Origin of the sequence: Pseudomonas sp. NPDC077186 (assembly GCF_044543505.1) — a bacterium.
Taxonomy (GTDB): Bacteria; Pseudomonadota; Gammaproteobacteria; order Pseudomonadales; family Pseudomonadaceae; genus Aquipseudomonas.
Window position 1 is genome coordinate 429069 of sequence record NZ_JBITWE010000005.1, and the last position, 16034, is coordinate 445102.

Here is a 16034-nt window from a genome sequence, read left to right on the forward strand (position 1 = left end):
AGGTCAGCGTCCTGCGCACCATCTGCCGCCCGGATTAGGCGGTGCGCGCACCCTGCGCCAGGCGCTGCTCCAGCCAGTCGCAGAAGCTCTGCGTCAGCGGATCGCCCTCGCTGTCGCGGTGCACCAGCCAGGTCCAGCGTGGGCCACGCACCCGCTGCTCGCTCAAGGGCTGCAACAGCTTCTGCGCGCAGGCGGTAGAGGCCAGCAGTTCGCTGACCAGGGCGATGCCCAGGCCCTGGCTGGCGGCATCCAGCAGCAGGCCGGGGTCGGAGAAGTTCAGCCCCTGGCTGTGCTGGCCGACATGAGCGCCGCCCTGTACCTGCCAGTGGGCCCAGTCCATCTCGCGCTCGCCATGCAGGGTGGTGCGTTCGCCCGCCGGTGTGGTCAGCAGGCTGGGGTGGCAGGCCGGGTAGAGGCGATCCTCCAGCAACACGCGGAAGCTGCATTCGGCCTGGGCGCTGAGGTCGTCGCGTACGGCGATGTCGATGGTCTGGGTGGCCATGTCCGGCACCTCGTCGCTGGTGAACAGCCATAGGTCCACCTCCGGATGGCGGCGATGGAAGTCGCCTAGCTGCGGCACCAGCCAGTGGCGGGCGAAGGCCGGCGTGGTGTTGACCACTAACTGGTTGGGCTTGCGGTACTGCTCCAGGCGGCGGATGCCCACGGCCAATTGCTGCAGCAGCGCCTGGGTGGTGCTGAGCAGGTCGAAGCCGGCGTCGGTCAGCGCCACGCTGCGTCCATTCCTGAAGAACAGCGGCTGTTCGAGGAAGCTTTCCAGGCTGCGGATCTGCTGGCTGATGGCCGACTGGGTGAGGTGCAGCTCCTCGGCCGCCTTGTGGAAGCTACCCAGGCGGGCGGCGGCTTCGAAGCCGCGCAGGGCGTTCAGGGGAGGCCAGTGCTTGAGCATGATTGATAAGTCCAGCTAATCAGGATTGCGCAAAATCTATCGTTTGTTGTGCCTTTTTTACAGGCCTAGCATGCAAGCCATCACCGCATCTGCGGTTTTCAGTGATAACAAAGGCTTAACTGAAAGGCACTCGTATGCAACAGCACGCAGCAATTCCGAACGCTTGGTTCATGCCCGCCGACTGGGCCCCGCACGCCGCCACCTGGATGGTATGGCCGCACAATCAGCCACTGTGGGAATCCGGCTGGGGCGTGACCCTGGCCGAGGTGCAGGTCGACTTCGCCCGCGTCGCCAACGCCATTGCCCGCTTCGAGCCGGTGAAGATGGTGGTCGACCCGTCTGCCGTGTTCCGTGCCCGTGAACTGTGCGGGGCCAACATCGAGCTGATCGAACTACCGGTCAACGACAGCTGGTGCCGCGACTCCGGCCCGAGCTTCGTCTGCCATCCCCAATTGGGGCTGGCCGGGGTCAGCTGGCGCTTCAACGCCTGGGGCGGCAAGTCCGAGCATGGCCTCGACGAGGGCCTGGCGCGGCGCATCCTCAACGGCCTGGGCCTGGAGTGCTTCGGCACGCCGCTGTCCAACGAAGGCGGCGCCATCCATGTGGACGGCGAGGGCACGCTGATCACCACCGAGTCGGTGCTGCTCAACCCCAACCGCAACCCGGGCATGAGCAAGGCCGAGATGGAAGAGATCTTCGCTCGCCTGCTCGGCGTGAAGAAAACCATCTGGCTGCCGGGCGATCCGCAGTACGTCACCGGCGACGTGACCGACGGCCATGTCGACGGCGTGTGCGCCTTCGCCAAGCCCGGCGCGCTGCTGGTGGACGCCACCCACGATCACGGCTCGGTGTACGCCGAGGTGGCGCGCGAGAACCGCCGCGCCCTGGAGCTGGCCACCGACGCCAAGGGGCGCAAGCTGGAACTGCTGGAGTTGTACGAGGCCAGCGAGGCGGTGGACACCGAGGCCGACGTGTTCTGCGCCTCCTACACCAACTTCTACATCTGCAACGGCGCCATCATCATGCCGGCCTACGGTATCGCCGCCGACCAGGTGGCGGCGGATACCCTGCGCATGGCCTTCCCCGGTCGCGAGGTGGTGCCGGTACGCATCAACCAGCTGGCCCACGGCGGCGGCGGGGTGCACTGCATCACCCAGCAGCAGCCGCTGTGGCCGCTGAAGGGGTGATGCCATGAGCAGACTGACCGTCGCCACCACCCAGTTCGCCTGCAGCTGGGACCTCAAGGACAACCTCGACCGCGCCGAGCAGCTAGTACGCGAGGCCGCCGCCCGCGGCGCCCGTTTGATCCTGCTGCAGGAGCTGTTCGCCACGCCGTACTTCTGCATCGAGCAGCACCACAAGCACCTGGCGCTGGCCGAGGAGTACGAGCACAGCCCGCTGCTCCAGCGCTTCGCCGCGCTGGCCGGCGAGCTGGGCGTGGTGTTGCCGCTGTCCTGGTTCGAGAAGGCCGGCAACGCCTACTTCAACTCCCTGGCGGTGGCCGACGCCGACGGCCGCCTGCTGGGCCTGTACCGCAAGACCCATATCCCCAACGCCATCGGCTATCAGGAGAAGGAATACTTCAGCCCCGGCGATACCGGCTTCCGCGTCTGGGACACTGCCGTTGGGCGCATCGGCGTCGGCATCTGCTGGGACCAGTGGTTCCCCGAGACTGCGCGCTGCCTGGCCCTGCAAGGCGCCGAAGTATTGCTCTATCCCACCGCCATCGGCTCGGAGCCGGGGGCTGTGGCGCTGGACTCGCGCGACCACTGGCAGCTGACCCAGCGCGGCCACGCCGCCGCCAACATCGTCCCGGTGATCGCCGCCAACCGCGTCGGCCGCGAGGTGGCGAGCACCGACCCGGCGCTGCAGATGAGCTTCTACGGCTCGTCCTTCATCACCGACCACAAGGGCAGGCTGCTCGCCGAGGCCGACCGCGACAGCAGCGGCGTGCTGGTGCGCGAGCTGGATCTCGCCGCCATGCGTGAGGAGCGCATGACCTGGGGCATCTACCGCGACCGTCGCCCGGAGATGTACGGAGCGCTGCTGGGCCTGGATGGCCGCCACCTGCATAGCCACTGGAACCATAGGGGAGCCTGACCATGAAGACCAACACCACGCTGCTGTGCGCCGCACTGGCGCTGTGCTGCGCACAGGCCCAGGCTGAGGAGAAAACCCTGCGTCTGTACAACTGGGCCGACTATTTTGCCGAGGACACCCTCGCCAACTTCACCAAGGAGACCGGCATCAAGGTGATCTACGACGTCATGGAAGGCAGCGAGACGCTGGAGGCTAAGATGATGGCAGGTGGCAGCGGCTACGACCTGATCTTCCCCGGCGACACCGTGGCCGAGCGCCTGATGCGCGCCGGCGCGCTGCAGAAGCTCGATCCTTCGAGGCTGCAGCACCTGGCCGACCTCGAACCGGGACTGCGCAGCCTGCAGACCAAATATCCCTACTCGCGACACGCCACCGTGCCCTACACCTGGGGCAGCATCGGCATCACCTACAACGCCGAGATGATCGGCAAGCGCATGAGCGACGCGCCGGTGAACAGCCTGGATCTGCTGTTCAAGCCGGAGAACGCGGCCAAGTTCGCCGACTGCGGCATCTCCATGATCGACTCGCCCGACGAGGTCATGGCCGTGGCGCTCAACTACCTCGGCCGCTCGCCGCGCAGCGCCGAACCGGACGACCTCAAGGCCGCCAGCGAGCTGCTGCTGGCGATCAAGCCCTATATCCGCAAGTTCCAGTCGCAGCCGGTCACCGACCTGGTCAACGGCAACCTGTGCCTGTCGCTCGGCTACAGCGGCGACGTCACCCAGACCCAGCGCGCCGCCAGCGGCGCCGGCAAGGCGGCGGACTTCCGTTTCCATATCCCGCGCGAGGGCACCACGGTGTGGATGGACACCATGGCCATCCCGGTGGACGCCAGCCATCCGGAGTACGCCTACGCCTTCATCAACTTCGTCATGCGCCCGCAGAACATGGCGGCGATCAGCAACTTCACCGGCTACCCGACCTCCAGCGCCAAGGCGCGGCCGCTGGTCGATGCCGACATGCGCAACAACCCGGACATCTACGTCGACGAGGCCACCTACGCGCGGCTGATTCCCGGCAAGGACATCCCACAGCGCGATATGCGTGCGCGCATGCGCGCCTGGACCAGCTTCAAGGCCGCCAGCCACTGAGCCGCCACCTGCAGCAGCCACCACGAATTGCGGCTCAAGCTGAGCAAGGGGTTGTTCACGATCTCTCGTAGGGTGCGCCGCGCGCACCACAAGCCACGCGCAGGCCTCCGGTGCGCACGGCGCACCCTACGTGCCCGGCAAAGACCGCAAACCAGCGCTGCAGGTGCGCAGGCATGCCTGCGCGCCAGGCCCTACCCACCACCACTGAGGGACACCGCATGTCTACGCGTCGCGATTTCATCAAACAACTGACTGCCGCCGCCGGTCTGGGCGCAGTCGCGTCCTTGGGCCTCGGCCTGAATGCGCCGCGGGTACGCGCGGCCCTGGCCGGCAGTTGGTACATGCCCGACGAACACGCCCCGCAGGAACGGGTCTTTCTCGCCTTCGCCGCCTCCGCGGCGGTCTGGGAGGACTGGGCCGCGCCGGTCAACGACTGCATCGCCCTGCTGGCCAAGACCATCGCCAAGTACCAGCCGGTCACCGTGCTGTGCCGCGCCAACCAGTTGAGCCAGGCCAGGAGCAAGTGCGGTACCAGCAATATCAAGTTCCTGACCATGCCGCTGGACGACATCTGGGTGCGCGACTACGGCGGCTGTTTCGTGGTCGACGGCCAGGGCGGTCGTGGCCTGGTCGACTTCAACTTCAACGGTTGGGGCGGCAAGCAACCGGCGGGCAACGACGCCAGGGTAGCCGATGAGCTGAGCTACGAAACTTACGCCAGCTACATCGCCAGCCAGTTGGTGGGCGAGGGCGGCGGCATCGAAGTGGACGGCCACGGCACGGCGATCATCACTGAGAGCTGCTGGGTCAACGGCAACCGCAATCCGGGCATGAGCCGCGCGCAGATCGAGGCCGAGCTAAAGGCCAACCTCGGCCTGCGCAAGATCATCTGGCTGCCCGGCATCAAGGGCAAGGACATCACCGACGCCCACGTCGACTTCTACGCGCGCTTCGTCAAGCCGGGCGTGGTCATCGCCAACCTGGATAACGACCCCAAGTCCTACGACTACGCGGTGACCCGCACCCACCTGCAGATCCTGCAGAACGCCACCGACGCCGACGGTCGCCGCCTCGTCGTGCACACCCTGCCGCCGCCCCTGAAAAAGCGCAGCAACGTCTACACCCGCAACAACCCGGACTTCGCCCCCGGCTATATCAACTACCTGCCGATCAACGGCGCGGTGATCGCCCCGCAATTCGGCGATGCGCTGGCCGACAAGTACTGCAAGGACCTACTCGCCCAGCTGTATCCGGGGCGCGCCATCGTTCAGGTCAATATCGACCCGATTGCGGCCGGCGGTGGCGGTATCCATTGTGTGACCAAGAACATGCCGCGCCTGTGATCTGGCCTTCTGTCTTGACTGCTCCCATCGGTAGGGGCGATCAGCCCCTCCTTTGCGCCATGCCCACTCGGGCATGGCTTTCTGCTTGCCTACACCCTGCGCCAGGAAGAGCGCACCGGCTCGCTGGAGGTGGGCAAGCAGGCCGATCTGCTGGTGCTGGATCGCGACATCTTCAAGCTGCCGACCGGCCAGATCGGCGAGGCCAAGGTGCTGTGGGCCCTGCTCGGTGGCGAAGAGGGCTACCGTGCCCCGGGCTTCTAGAGGCTGCAGCTGTAGCCTGACTGGGCACGTTTTGGCCAAGGCCGCCATGCTGCCGCTGGCGCCACTGGCGGGCTGTTCGCTGGCGCTACGGGCGGTCGGTGTCTACGCGGGCGGGGCGCAATCTGCGACAATCGCCGGCTGATTTCCCGACGACAGACTCCGCACGGCCCCGATGACCGACGCCAGCCCCAGCTTCGACCAACTGCACAAGAACCTCGACCAGGCCCTGCAGGCCGACCGCCATCGCCTGCGCCGGCAGCTGCACGAGCTGCAGAAAAAGCCGGACGAGGCCAAGCTGGCGCAGTGGCTGGAGCGCTTCCAGGCGTCCTGCGCCAAGGTGCTGGCGCGCCAGCGGAGCGTGCCGCCGATGCGCTACGACGATGCGCTGCCGATTGCCGCCAAGCGCGACGAGATCAAGGCCGCGCTGGAGAAGAGCCAGGTGGTGGTGATCGCCGGTGAGACCGGCTCGGGCAAGACCACGCAGTTGCCGAAGATCTGCCTGGAGATCGGTCGCGGCGTGCATGGGCTGATCGGCCATACCCAGCCGCGCCGGCTGGCGGCGCGCAGCGTGGCGACGAGGGTGGCCGAGGAAATCGGCACGCCGCTGGGCGAGCTGGTCGGCTATCAGGTGCGTTTCGAGGATCAGAGCAATGACGGTACGCTGATCAAGCTGATGACCGACGGCATCCTGCTCGCCGAGACCCAGCACGACCGCTTTCTGGAGAAGTACGACACCCTCATCGTCGACGAGGCGCACGAGCGCAGCCTCAACATCGATTTTTTGCTCGGCTATCTGAAGACCTTGCTGCCGCGCCGCCCGGATCTGAAGCTGATCATCACCTCGGCGACCATCGATCTGGAGCGCTTCTCCAAACACTTCGATAACGCGCCAATCATCGAGGTGTCCGGTCGCACCTATCCGGTGGACACCTGGTACCGCCCGCTGGCCGCCGAGGTGGACGAGGAGGGCGAGCGCCTGCTCGACGACCTGTCCATCGACCAGGGCATTCTCGCCGCGCTGGACGAGATCGCCGCCCACGAGCGCAACGTCGGCCAGCGCCCCGGCGACGTGCTGGTGTTCCTGCCCGGCGAGCGCGAGATTCGCGAGGCCGCCGAGGTGCTGCGCAAGGCCAACCTGCGCTTTACCGAGGTGCTGCCGCTGTATGCACGGCTGACCCCGGCCGAGCAGCAGAAGATTTTCGCGCCCATGGCCGGGCGCAAGATAGTGTTGGCCACCAACGTCGCGGAAACCTCGCTGACCGTACCGGGCATCCGCTATGTGATCGACAGCGGTACCGCGCGCATCAGCCGCTACAGCTACCGCGCCAAGGTGCAGCGCCTGCCCATCGAGCCGGTATCGCAGGCCAGCGCCAACCAGCGCAAGGGCCGCTGCGGGCGGGTCGAGCCGGGCATCTGCATCCGTCTGTACAGCGAGGAGGATTTCCTCGGCCGCCCGGAATTCACCGACCCGGAGATCCTGCGCACCAACCTGGCGGCGGTGATCCTGCAGATGCTCCATCTGCGCCTGGGCAGCATCGAGGACTTCCCCTTTATCGAGCCGCCAGACGGCAAGGCCATCAGCGACGGCTTCAACCTGCTGCAGGAGTTGTCGGCGGTGGGCCGCGACAATCAGCTCACGCCCATCGGCCGGCAACTGGCGCGTCTGCCCATCGACCCGCGCCTGGGGCGCATGGTGCTGGAGGGTGCCAAGCAGGGCAGCCTGGAGGAAATCCTGATCGTCGCCGCGGCGCTGTCGGTGCAGGACCCGCGCGAGCGGCCGATGGATCGCCAGCAGGCCGCCGACCAGGCGCACGCGCAGTGGAAGGACGTGGACTCGGACTTCGCCGCGCTGATCAACCTCTGGCGCGGCTTCGAGGAGCAGCGCCAGGCGCTGGGCGCCAACCCCTTGCGCAACTGGTGCAAGAAGAACTTCCTCAACTACATGCGCCTGCGCGAATGGCGCGATGCGCATCGCCAGCTGGTGCTGATCGTCCGCGAGCTAAAGCTCGAAGGCGAACGCGGAACCGGTAGGAGCGGCTTCAGCCGCGAACCACAGCCGGCGGACAGCAAGGCCCCGCCACCCACCACCGACACTAAGGTCAACGCCATCGCCCGCCAGCAAGCCGAGGCCGGCGAGGCGGCGCTGCGGGCGAAGAACTACGCTGCCGTGCACAAGGCGATTCTTGCCGGCCTGCTCAGCCAGATCGGGCAGAAGACCGAGGAGGGCGACTACCTCGGCGCGCGCCAGCGGCGTTTCTGGATTCACCCGGGAAGCAGTATCGGGCGCAAGAAACCCAACTGGGTGATGGCCGCCGAGCTGGTGGAAACCACCAAACTGTTCGCCCGTATGGTGGCGAAGATCGAGTCGGACTGGATCGAGCCGCTGGCGGCGCACCTGGTGAAGAAGAACCATCTGGAACCGCACTGGGAGAAGAAGCGCGGCCAGGTGGTGGCGTTCGAGCAGGTCACCCTGTACGGCATGATCGTGGTCGGCCGCCGCCCGGTGCATTACGGCCCCATCGACCCGCAGGTGGCGCGCGAGCTGTTTATCCGCGAGGGCCTGGTGCGCGGCGAGATCAACAGCCGCGTGCGCTGCCTGACCGCCAACCGCCAGTTGCTCGAACGCCTCGACGAGCTGGAGGCCAAGTCGCGCCGGCGCGATATCCTCGCCGATGAAGAGACGCTGTTCGGCTACTACGACGCGCGCATCCCGCCGGACATCTACCAGACCGCCAGTTTCGAGAGCTGGTACAAGAAGGGTAGCGCCGCCGACGCCGGGCTGCTGATCATGCGCGAGGAAGACGCCCTGGCCCGCGACGCCAAGGACGTCACCGCCGCGCAGTACCCGGACAGCCTGCGTATCGGCGAGCTGCAACTGCCGCTGAGCTACCACTTCGAGCCCAATCACCCGCGCGACGGCGTGACCCTGCGCGTGCCGGCGCCGCTGCTGCCGCAACTGCAACCCGAGCGCCTCGAATGGCTGGTGCCGGGGCTGCTGGAAGCCAAGTGCATCGCCCTGGTGCGCGGCCTGCCCAAGGCGCTGCGCAAGAACTTCGTGCCGGTGCCGGACTTCGTCGGTGCGGCGCTGGCCAAGCTGGTGTTCGGCCAGGGCTCGCTGCCGCAGGCGCTGGGCCAGGAGCTGCTGCGCATGACCGGCGCAAGGGTGTCCGACGAGGCCTGGGCGGAAGCTGCCGCCGGGCTGGAAAACCACCTGAAGATGAATATCGAGGTGGTCGACGCCCAGGGCAAGTTCCTCGGCGAAGGCCGCGATTTGGCCGAGCTGACCGCGCGTTTCGCCGAGGCCAGCCAGGCCGCGTTGGCCATCGGGCAGCAGAGCGACAAGCCGAAAGCGGTGGAGGCCAAGGCCTTCGCCGAGGTCGCCGAGAAGGCCCAGCAGAAGATCGCCGGCCTCTCCATGACCGTCTACCCGGCGCTGGTGGAAGAGGCGGGTGTGGTCAAGGAAGGGCGCTTCCCGACCCAGGCCGAGGCGGATTTCCAGCATCGCCGCGCCCTGCAGCGTCTGCTCTTGCAGCAACTGGCCGAGCAGGCCAAGTTCCTCCGCGGCAAGCTGCCGGGGTTGACCGAACTGGGCCTGCTCTATCGCGAGATCGGCCGCGTCGAGGCGCTGGTCGAGGATATTCTGCTGGCCAGCCTGGATGCCTGCATCCTCGACGGCGAAGCCACGCTGCCGCGCGACGGCGCCGCCCTGGCGCAACTGGCCGAGCGCAAGCGCGGCGACTGGACCGCCCATGCCGAACGTATCGCCCGTCAGGTGCTGGAGATTCTCAAGCTCCACCATGGCCTGCAGAAGCGCTTCAAGGGCAAGATCGACCTGGCCCAGGCCATGGCGCTCAACGACATCAAGCTGCAGCTGGCGAACCTGGTCTATGCCGGTTTCGTGCGCGAGACGCTGGGCGAGTGGCTCAAGGAAATCCCGCGTTATCTCAAGGCCATCGAGCAGCGCCTGGACAAGGTCGGCGCCCAGGTGCAGCGCGACCGCGTATGGACCGGCGAGCTGAGCGGCTACTGGCAGCAGTACCAGGCGCGCGCGGCCAAGCACGCCCAGGAAGGCAAGCGCGACCCCGAGCTGACGCTGTATCGCTGGATGCTCGAGGAATACCGCGTATCGCTGTTCGCCCAGCAGTTGGGCACCAGGATGGCGGTGTCGGACAAGCGCCTGAGCAAGCAGTGGAGTCAGGTCGAGGCCTGAGGCTTTTGGTCGGCGCGCGCGGTAACGGCTGGGCGATATGCCTGGCCCGCGGCAAAGCCTGTGCGAATGCCGCACTCCCCGTAAGCGCGGCATCGCCCGCCCGGCCATGCTCCGCTTCGCCGACGAGGCGTTTTGCAGCTTTGGCGACTCGAAGCTAGGCTCTTCATCTCTCGATTGAAGGGGTGTGGCGTACCAGCAGCCTCAGTGAAGCGCCGCGCGGGTATCGAGCGAGCCAATGGCAGGGAGGTTATAAATGACGAGCTATTTATTTCAAGACGCTATTGAACCGGCTTTGACGGTCGAGGCGACATCGGGCAATGCGCGATACCTCAAAGGCGAGAGCGAGAAGATTACCGCGGCGCTTGTGGTGTCCAATCCGCGCCACGTCAATATCCATGACGACTACTCGCATGCGGAAGACTTGATCCAGGCGATGGGCGGACAGTTCAAGTCAAAGGATGTGGGGAGCGACTGGGCTGGGAACTATGTTTCGGAATGGCGAATGGTAAGTGGCAATGCGGGCATTATCCGCAGCATGGTTTCAGGCGAACTTTATCGGGCCTATCGAATTGGCTTGGATATCCGCTCTACCCAGGTACTGGGCCAGATTTTCAAGATTGCAGTATTGGTCTGGTCGATGCTCGGCGAGTATTCGAGTCCAACGCAGAACGAAGGGCGGCGCTGAGGGAGCTGCGGCTGTCGTGTCGTTCGGCGTGCTCCTGCTGAGCTTTGCCGCTTCGCGGCGCGGGTGTTGAAGATTTGTTGCACTCCGGCTATCGCCGGGGCTCGACCGTTTTGCCCCGATAGGGCATCTTGGCGCCCCATCCAGCCGGGGCTGCGACCCCGCTTTCGACCCGCTGCAGGAATGGCCCAGCCCATGTTCGAAATCACCCCCATCGATCCCGAGCACTACCGCCAGCAGACCCGCCGCAGCACGCTGCTGATCGCGGTCGTCTTCCTGACCCTGGCCATGCTCTGCGCCACCGCCAGCACCCAGGCGTTCGGCACGCCCGGCGGCGACAATTTTCGCTGGAACCTGCTCGGCGTGCTGGCCGGCCTGGGCCTGACCGTCGCCTTGGTGCGCCTGCAGCTGTGGTCGCGGCCCCTCATGGCGGCGGCGGTGTACGGCTGGCGGCTCAAGCGCAGCCTGATGCGCGTGACCAATGTCATGCACCAGGTAAAAGCCGGCGTGGCCCAGGGCGACGACAGCGCGATGAAGCTGCTGCGCTTCTACCACCTGGGTCTGACCCAGATGCACCAGCTCGACGGCAACTCCAGCGAGCTAAGCCAGATGGTGCGCGAGATCGACGCGCACCGCGAAGCCATGCAGGCGCAGGGGCTGCAGCTGGAGCAGAACCGCCTCGACCCGGCCTGGTTGGCGCGGATAAAGGGCTTTGCGGCCACGCGCTAAGGTCGCTGCGGGCTTCAAACCCAGGTTCAGCCTGACGCGACGACGTCTCGTCGGCGCCGCTGGCCGCGAATGCCGTGGTGCTTTGCCATCCACTGGTGCTTTCCCTAGACTCGGGCGTATCGGTCCCCTGTAGTCCCGAGAGTCGCCTTTGACGCTATCTGCAGTTCGTCCCCCGCTGGCTCGCCCAGGTGCCCTGCGCCGCTTCCTGCTGCTGCTCATACTGCTGCCGGGGCTGGCCGGGGCGGCCTGCGAACTGTCGCTGCGCTGGGATCACGACCCGCCCTTCAGCATGGAGCTGGCGGACGGCTCGGTCGGCGGCATCTATATCGACCTCAATCGCGCGGTGTTCGCCCGCCTGGGCTGCCAGGCGCGCCTGGTACGCCTGCCCTGGGCCAGGGCGCTGCTGGAGCTGGAGCAGGGCCGTCTCGACGTCCTGCCCGGCGCCTTCCGCAAGCCGGAGCGCGAGGCCTACGCGCATTTTTCCGGCGTCATCCTCGAGCCGTCGCGCAATATCCTCTTCCTGCGCAGCGACGCGGCGCAGCGCTGGCCGCTGGACAACCTGCTGCAACTGCGCGACACGCCGCTGCGCCTCGGTGCGCAGATCGGCGTGTCCTACGGGGCGGACTACCAGACGCTGATGGCCGACGAGGCCTTCGCCAGCCGCGTGGTGCTCAACGCCACTCGTCTCAACCTCTGGCAGATGGTCGCCCGGCGACGCATCGATGGCCTGATCGCCGACGAACACTCCGCCCGCTTCGAGCTGCAGGGCCTGGGCCTGAGCGAGCAGATCCGCCCGACCGCCGTGGTGGTGTCCAGCGACGCGGCGGAGGTGGCCTTCAGCAGGAAGAGCGTGCAGCCCGAGTTTGTGCAGAACTATGCCGCCGCTTTGCGCGGGCTGGTGGAGGACGGCAGCTACGCCCGCATCGAACAGCGCTACCTGGGGCCCTGAGTACGTGCGCCCATCGCTTTTGGCCAACAGGCAGCGCCTGGGGCGAAGGCCGGGCTCAGGTCGGCAGCGCGGCCAGCAGGCTGGCACTCAGGTATAGGCCGAGGCCGAACACGCCATGGCTGGCCAGGCTTCTCAGGCAGTTCTTCAGCGGCGTCGGCGTGTGGCGCGAGACGATACCGGCGCCCATCGCCGGCTGGATCAGCAGCAGCGGCACGGCCACGCTGACCAGGCCCAGCGCCAGGGCCGGCAGGAGCGAGGGACGTACGGCCCAGTCCGGACCGGCGAGAACCAGCAGCAGGGCGGCGAAGGCGATGCCGGTGGCGTAGTGGACGAGCCAGCCCAGGGCCAGCTCGCCGCCAATCGGCGCGGCCTTGGCGATGGCTTCGTGCATCACCTTTCCGCGTAGCAGGTGGCCGACCCAGCGGCCGACGAAGGCGAAGCTCAGGGTTGGCACACCCAGGCGGCGCAGGAGCAGCAGCCAGGCATCCATCACCAGGGTGGCACCGGCGCCTATGGCGACAGTCAGCAGAAGGTTTTGCAGTAACGGGTTCATTTCGGTGCCTCACTCGGGTTGACCACTGCTGGCTTCGATGTGAGGCTACAAGTTCAAGTGAGCTTGAGGTCAAGAGGTATTCGCATGGATATCGCCGAAGTCGTCAAACGTTCCGGTCTGCCCGCATCGACGCTGCGCTTCTACGAGGAGAAGGGGCTGCTGCAGGTGCTCAACCGCCAGGGCGAGCGACGTCGCTTCGGCCCGCAGATCCTCGACCAGCTGGCGCTGATCTCCCTCGGCCAGTCGGCCGGCTTCAGCCTGGAGGAGATCCGCAGCATGCTGACCGGCAACGGCGCGCCGAACATCGATCGCCAGGCGCTGCTGGCCAAGGCCGACGAGATCGACGCCAGCATCAAGCGCCTGCGCGCCATGAGCCGTGGCCTGCGCCATGCCGCCGCCTGCCCGGCGCCGAGCCACGCCGAGTGCCCGACCTTCCAGCGCCTGCTCAAGGCCGCCGCCGCCGGTGCCCATGCGCGCAAGACCGGTAGGAAGAAAGCAGGCTAGTGCGTTGTCTGCGCAGCGTCGCTATGACTCCGGCGCGCAGGGCCTGGGCGTAGTGGGTCCAGCCTAGGCCGGCCCCCACAGGCTGATCTTGCTCGAGCCGGCGATGCTGCTGCCGTAGTTGCTGTCGGTTTTCTCCGAGTTGTTGGCGGCGGTGCCCCAACTGCCGTGCTTGACGATGGCGAAGGCATGGCCGATGCCGGTGCCGCCGAAGTTGTTGGCCCCCGAATTGACGGCGAAGTAGCGGCCATCCGCCAGCGTGCTCAGGCGCGGCTTGAGCGACAGCCAAGACTCGTCCAGGGCGACGTTGGCCAGCGGCAGCTGGGCGACGATATTGGCGATGGCGTTGTCGTACTGCAGGGCGCTGGCGCTGCCCACCCAACCCCGCGCGATAAACAGGTTGACCGCCGCGTTGACGCCGATGCCGAGGGTGCGGGAGAAGGCCATGGCCACGCAGTTCTGGTGGTAGGGCAGCATGCCGCCGACCGGCGAATGGTTGTTGAGGGGCAGGTTCTGAATCAGGGCTGAAACCATCGCGGGTACCTCCTTGTAGGGTTTTGACGGAGTAGGGCATGAGGTCCCTCATGCAGCCTAGTCGCTGTCCGCGCGCTGCTCCCGGCGCGGCGATATGCGGCACGCGGCGAGCCCGCGCCGACATATCCCCTGACATTTCCGCCGCGCCGCGCCAGGCGCTTAAAGCTTGCTGAAAGGTTCGCGCCTTAGCCTCCGCGCGCGCCTTTGCTGCGCTCGACAAGAAAAAGAGGAGAAATCGATTTGTTGACCCTGATCGGTCTGTTGACCATCGGCAGCCTGGTTGTGCTGCTGCTTATCGGGCGCATGTCGCCTGTCCTGCCGCTGATTCTGGTGCCGCTGCTGGGGGCCCTGGGCGCCGGCTTCGGCCCGGAGGCGATCTCCGGCTTCTTCACCGACGGCATCGGCCGGGTGATCGCCATCGCCAGCATGTTCGTCTTCGCCATCACCTTCTTCGGCGTGCTGCAGGACACCGGGCTGTTCCGCCCGCTGATCGGCGGCATGGTGCGGCTGACCCGCGGCAACGTCATCGCGGTGACCGTGGCCACGGCGGTGATCGGCATGCTGGCGCACCTCGACGGCGCCGGCGCGACCACCTTCCTGCTGACCATTCCGGCGCTGCTGCCGCTGTACAAGCAACTGCGCATGAGCCCCTACCTGATGCTGCTGTTGCTCGCACTGGGCGCCGGCATCTTCAACATGCTGCCCTGGGCCGGGCCGCTGGGGCGCGCCTCGGCGGTGACCGGCATCGAGGTGACCGAGCTGTGGCGGCCGCTGATCGTCATCCAGGGCATTGGCGTGGCGCTGTTGATCGCCCTGGCCGTGCTGCTGGGCTGGCGCGAGCAGCGCCGCATCGCCGCCGGCCAGAGCGGCGACGAGGGCGTGCTGGTGGAAACCAGTGTCGATCTGCACGAGCCCAGCGCGGCAGAACGCGAACTGGAGCGCCCGCGCCTGCTGTGGGTCAACGCCGGGCTGTTCCTGCTGGTGTTGGCCGCGCTGTTTTCCGGCGTGCTGCCGGCCGGCTACATCTTCATGATCGGCCTGTGCCTGGCGCTGCTGATCAACTACCCCGGCGGCAAGCTGCAGATGCAGCGCATCGCCGCGCATGCGCCGGCGGCGCTGAGCATGGGCATGATCATCCTCGCCGCCGGCTCGATGCTCGGCATCTTCACCGGCACCGGCATGCTCACCGCCATCGCCAAGGATCTGGTGCAGCTGCTGCCGGCGCCGCTGGTGGGGCAGCTGCATATCGTCCTGGGCCTGTTCGGCCTGCCGATGGAACTGATGTTGAGTACCGACGCCTACTACTTCGGCCTGCTGCCAGTGACCCTGGAAGTGGTCAATGGCCAGGGCGTGGAGGCGGCCAGCGTGGTCTACGCGCTGACCATCGGCAATATCATCGGCACCTTCATCAGCCCGTTCTCGCCGGCGCTATGGCTGGCCCTGGGCCTGGCCGGGCTGGACCTGGGGCGGCACATCCGCTACTCGCTGTGGTGGATGTGGGGCTTCTCGCTGGTGCTGTTCGGGGCCGCCTGGGGGCTGGGTTTGTTCTAAGCGCCGGTCGCCTCAGTGCAACCGATAGCGCGCCAGCTCGTCCCTGCTCAGCAGGCGTAACTGGCCGGGGGCGGCGCGGTAGATGTCTGCGGCCAGGTCGATTGCGACGCCCATCTCGCGCAAGTAAGCGGCCGGGCTGAACGGCTGGCGGCCGTGAGCGGCCTGGGCCTGGGCCGAGTCGCCGGCGGCGAAGGGCGGGCGGCGCAGGGCGACGTGGCCCTTGACGATCTTGCGCTTGCCGGCCGCCAGCAGGTAGACGCAGCTGCCCTGGCAGACCCCGTCGGTCGGCACCAGCGCCTCGAAGCCGGTCTCGCGCAGCAGGCGGCCCATGCGCATCGCCTCTGGGGCGCTGCCGCCGATGCTGTCGAGCAGGACGATCTTGCGTCTGTAGCTGCCCGGATGGGCACGCAGGCCCTGCAGCAGGCGTTCGTAGTCGCCGGGTGCGATCTCCTCGGAAATCTTCGCCGCCAGCAGGCCGTCCCGCGCCTCGACCTCGACCCGGGCCTGCGCGCCGAGCGCGGCGAGGGCGAGGCTGCAGAGCAGGAGGGGGCGAAGCAGGCGCGGATTCATGGGCGACTCGATGGGCAAGGGCGGTTGGCGTTGGCGGCAGAAGATACCTGCCG

Annotated in this window: 15 protein-coding genes; 11 read left to right on the plus strand and 4 right to left on the minus strand. The window is 67.0% G+C overall.

Features of this window, described 5'->3' with window-relative positions:
• Positions 1-34 precede the first annotated feature (34 nt).
• Positions 35-907 (minus strand): LysR substrate-binding domain-containing protein, encoded by an 873-nt coding sequence (locus tag ACIGKL_RS20260; protein ID WP_397488244.1) that lies wholly within the window; start codon positions 905-907, stop codon positions 35-37.
• Positions 908-1041: 134 nt separating this feature from the next.
• Between ACIGKL_RS20260 and ACIGKL_RS20265 the strand changes: the two genes are divergently transcribed.
• The 9 genes from ACIGKL_RS20265 (at position 1042) to ACIGKL_RS20305 (ending at position 12272) form a co-directional block, all read left to right on the plus strand.
• Positions 1042-2094: an agmatine/peptidylarginine deiminase gene (locus ACIGKL_RS20265; protein ID WP_397488245.1), complete on the plus strand. Its 1053-nt coding sequence runs from the start codon at positions 1042-1044 to the stop codon at positions 2092-2094.
• Positions 2095-2098: 4 nt separating this feature from the next.
• Positions 2099-3007: an N-carbamoylputrescine amidase gene (aguB, locus tag ACIGKL_RS20270; RefSeq protein ID WP_397488246.1), complete on the plus strand. Its 909-nt coding sequence runs from the start codon at positions 2099-2101 to the stop codon at positions 3005-3007.
• A 2-nt stretch (positions 3008-3009) separates the two neighbouring features.
• Entirely contained in the window at positions 3010-4098 is a 1089-nt protein-coding gene (locus ACIGKL_RS20275) for an extracellular solute-binding protein (RefSeq protein ID WP_397488247.1), read from the plus strand.
• A gap of 218 nt (positions 4099-4316) precedes the next feature.
• On the plus strand, positions 4317-5441 hold the full coding sequence (locus tag ACIGKL_RS20280) for an agmatine/peptidylarginine deiminase (RefSeq protein WP_397488248.1): 1125 nt from the start codon (positions 4317-4319) through the stop codon (positions 5439-5441).
• 96 nt (positions 5442-5537) lie between these two features.
• Positions 5538-5702, plus strand: a complete 165-nt coding sequence (locus tag ACIGKL_RS20285) for an amidohydrolase family protein (protein WP_397488315.1) — start codon at positions 5538-5540, stop codon at positions 5700-5702.
• A 172-nt stretch (positions 5703-5874) separates the two neighbouring features.
• A complete protein-coding gene (gene hrpA, locus ACIGKL_RS20290; protein ID WP_397488249.1) occupies positions 5875-9912 on the plus strand; it encodes an ATP-dependent RNA helicase HrpA in 4038 nt (1345 codons plus the stop codon).
• A gap of 253 nt (positions 9913-10165) precedes the next feature.
• A complete protein-coding gene (locus ACIGKL_RS20295; RefSeq protein WP_397488250.1) occupies positions 10166-10597 on the plus strand; it encodes a hypothetical protein in 432 nt (143 codons plus the stop codon).
• Between the two features lie 192 nt (positions 10598-10789).
• Complete coding sequence (locus ACIGKL_RS20300; RefSeq protein WP_397488251.1) at positions 10790-11323, plus strand: DUF3087 domain-containing protein; 534 nt, start codon at positions 10790-10792, stop codon at positions 11321-11323.
• Positions 11324-11471: 148 nt separating this feature from the next.
• The gene (locus ACIGKL_RS20305; RefSeq protein WP_397488252.1) at positions 11472-12272 is read left to right on the plus strand and encodes a substrate-binding periplasmic protein; all 801 of its coding nucleotides are present in this window, start codon (positions 11472-11474) and stop codon (positions 12270-12272) included.
• A 55-nt stretch (positions 12273-12327) separates the two neighbouring features.
• Here ACIGKL_RS20305 and ACIGKL_RS20310 read toward each other — a convergent pair whose 3' ends face one another.
• Entirely contained in the window at positions 12328-12825 is a 498-nt protein-coding gene (locus ACIGKL_RS20310) for a DUF2938 domain-containing protein (RefSeq protein WP_397488253.1), read from the minus strand.
• Between the two features lie 84 nt (positions 12826-12909).
• Here ACIGKL_RS20310 and ACIGKL_RS20315 point away from each other — a divergent pair, with 84 nt between their 5' ends.
• Positions 12910-13329, plus strand: a complete 420-nt coding sequence (locus ACIGKL_RS20315) for a helix-turn-helix domain-containing protein (protein ID WP_397488254.1) — start codon at positions 12910-12912, stop codon at positions 13327-13329.
• A 63-nt stretch (positions 13330-13392) separates the two neighbouring features.
• Here ACIGKL_RS20315 and ACIGKL_RS20320 read toward each other — a convergent pair whose 3' ends face one another.
• Positions 13393-13860, minus strand: a complete 468-nt coding sequence (locus ACIGKL_RS20320; protein WP_397488255.1) for a hypothetical protein — start codon at positions 13858-13860, stop codon at positions 13393-13395.
• Positions 13861-14100: 240 nt separating this feature from the next.
• Between ACIGKL_RS20320 and ACIGKL_RS20325 the strand changes: the two genes are divergently transcribed.
• The gene (locus ACIGKL_RS20325; protein WP_397488256.1) at positions 14101-15411 is read left to right on the plus strand and encodes a CitMHS family transporter; all 1311 of its coding nucleotides are present in this window, start codon (positions 14101-14103) and stop codon (positions 15409-15411) included.
• A 12-nt stretch (positions 15412-15423) separates the two neighbouring features.
• On the opposite strand, the gene ACIGKL_RS20330 is transcribed toward ACIGKL_RS20325, so the two are convergent.
• On the minus strand, positions 15424-15981 hold the full coding sequence (locus tag ACIGKL_RS20330; RefSeq protein WP_397488257.1) for a hypothetical protein: 558 nt from the start codon (positions 15979-15981) through the stop codon (positions 15424-15426).
• Positions 15982-16034 lie beyond the last annotated feature (53 nt).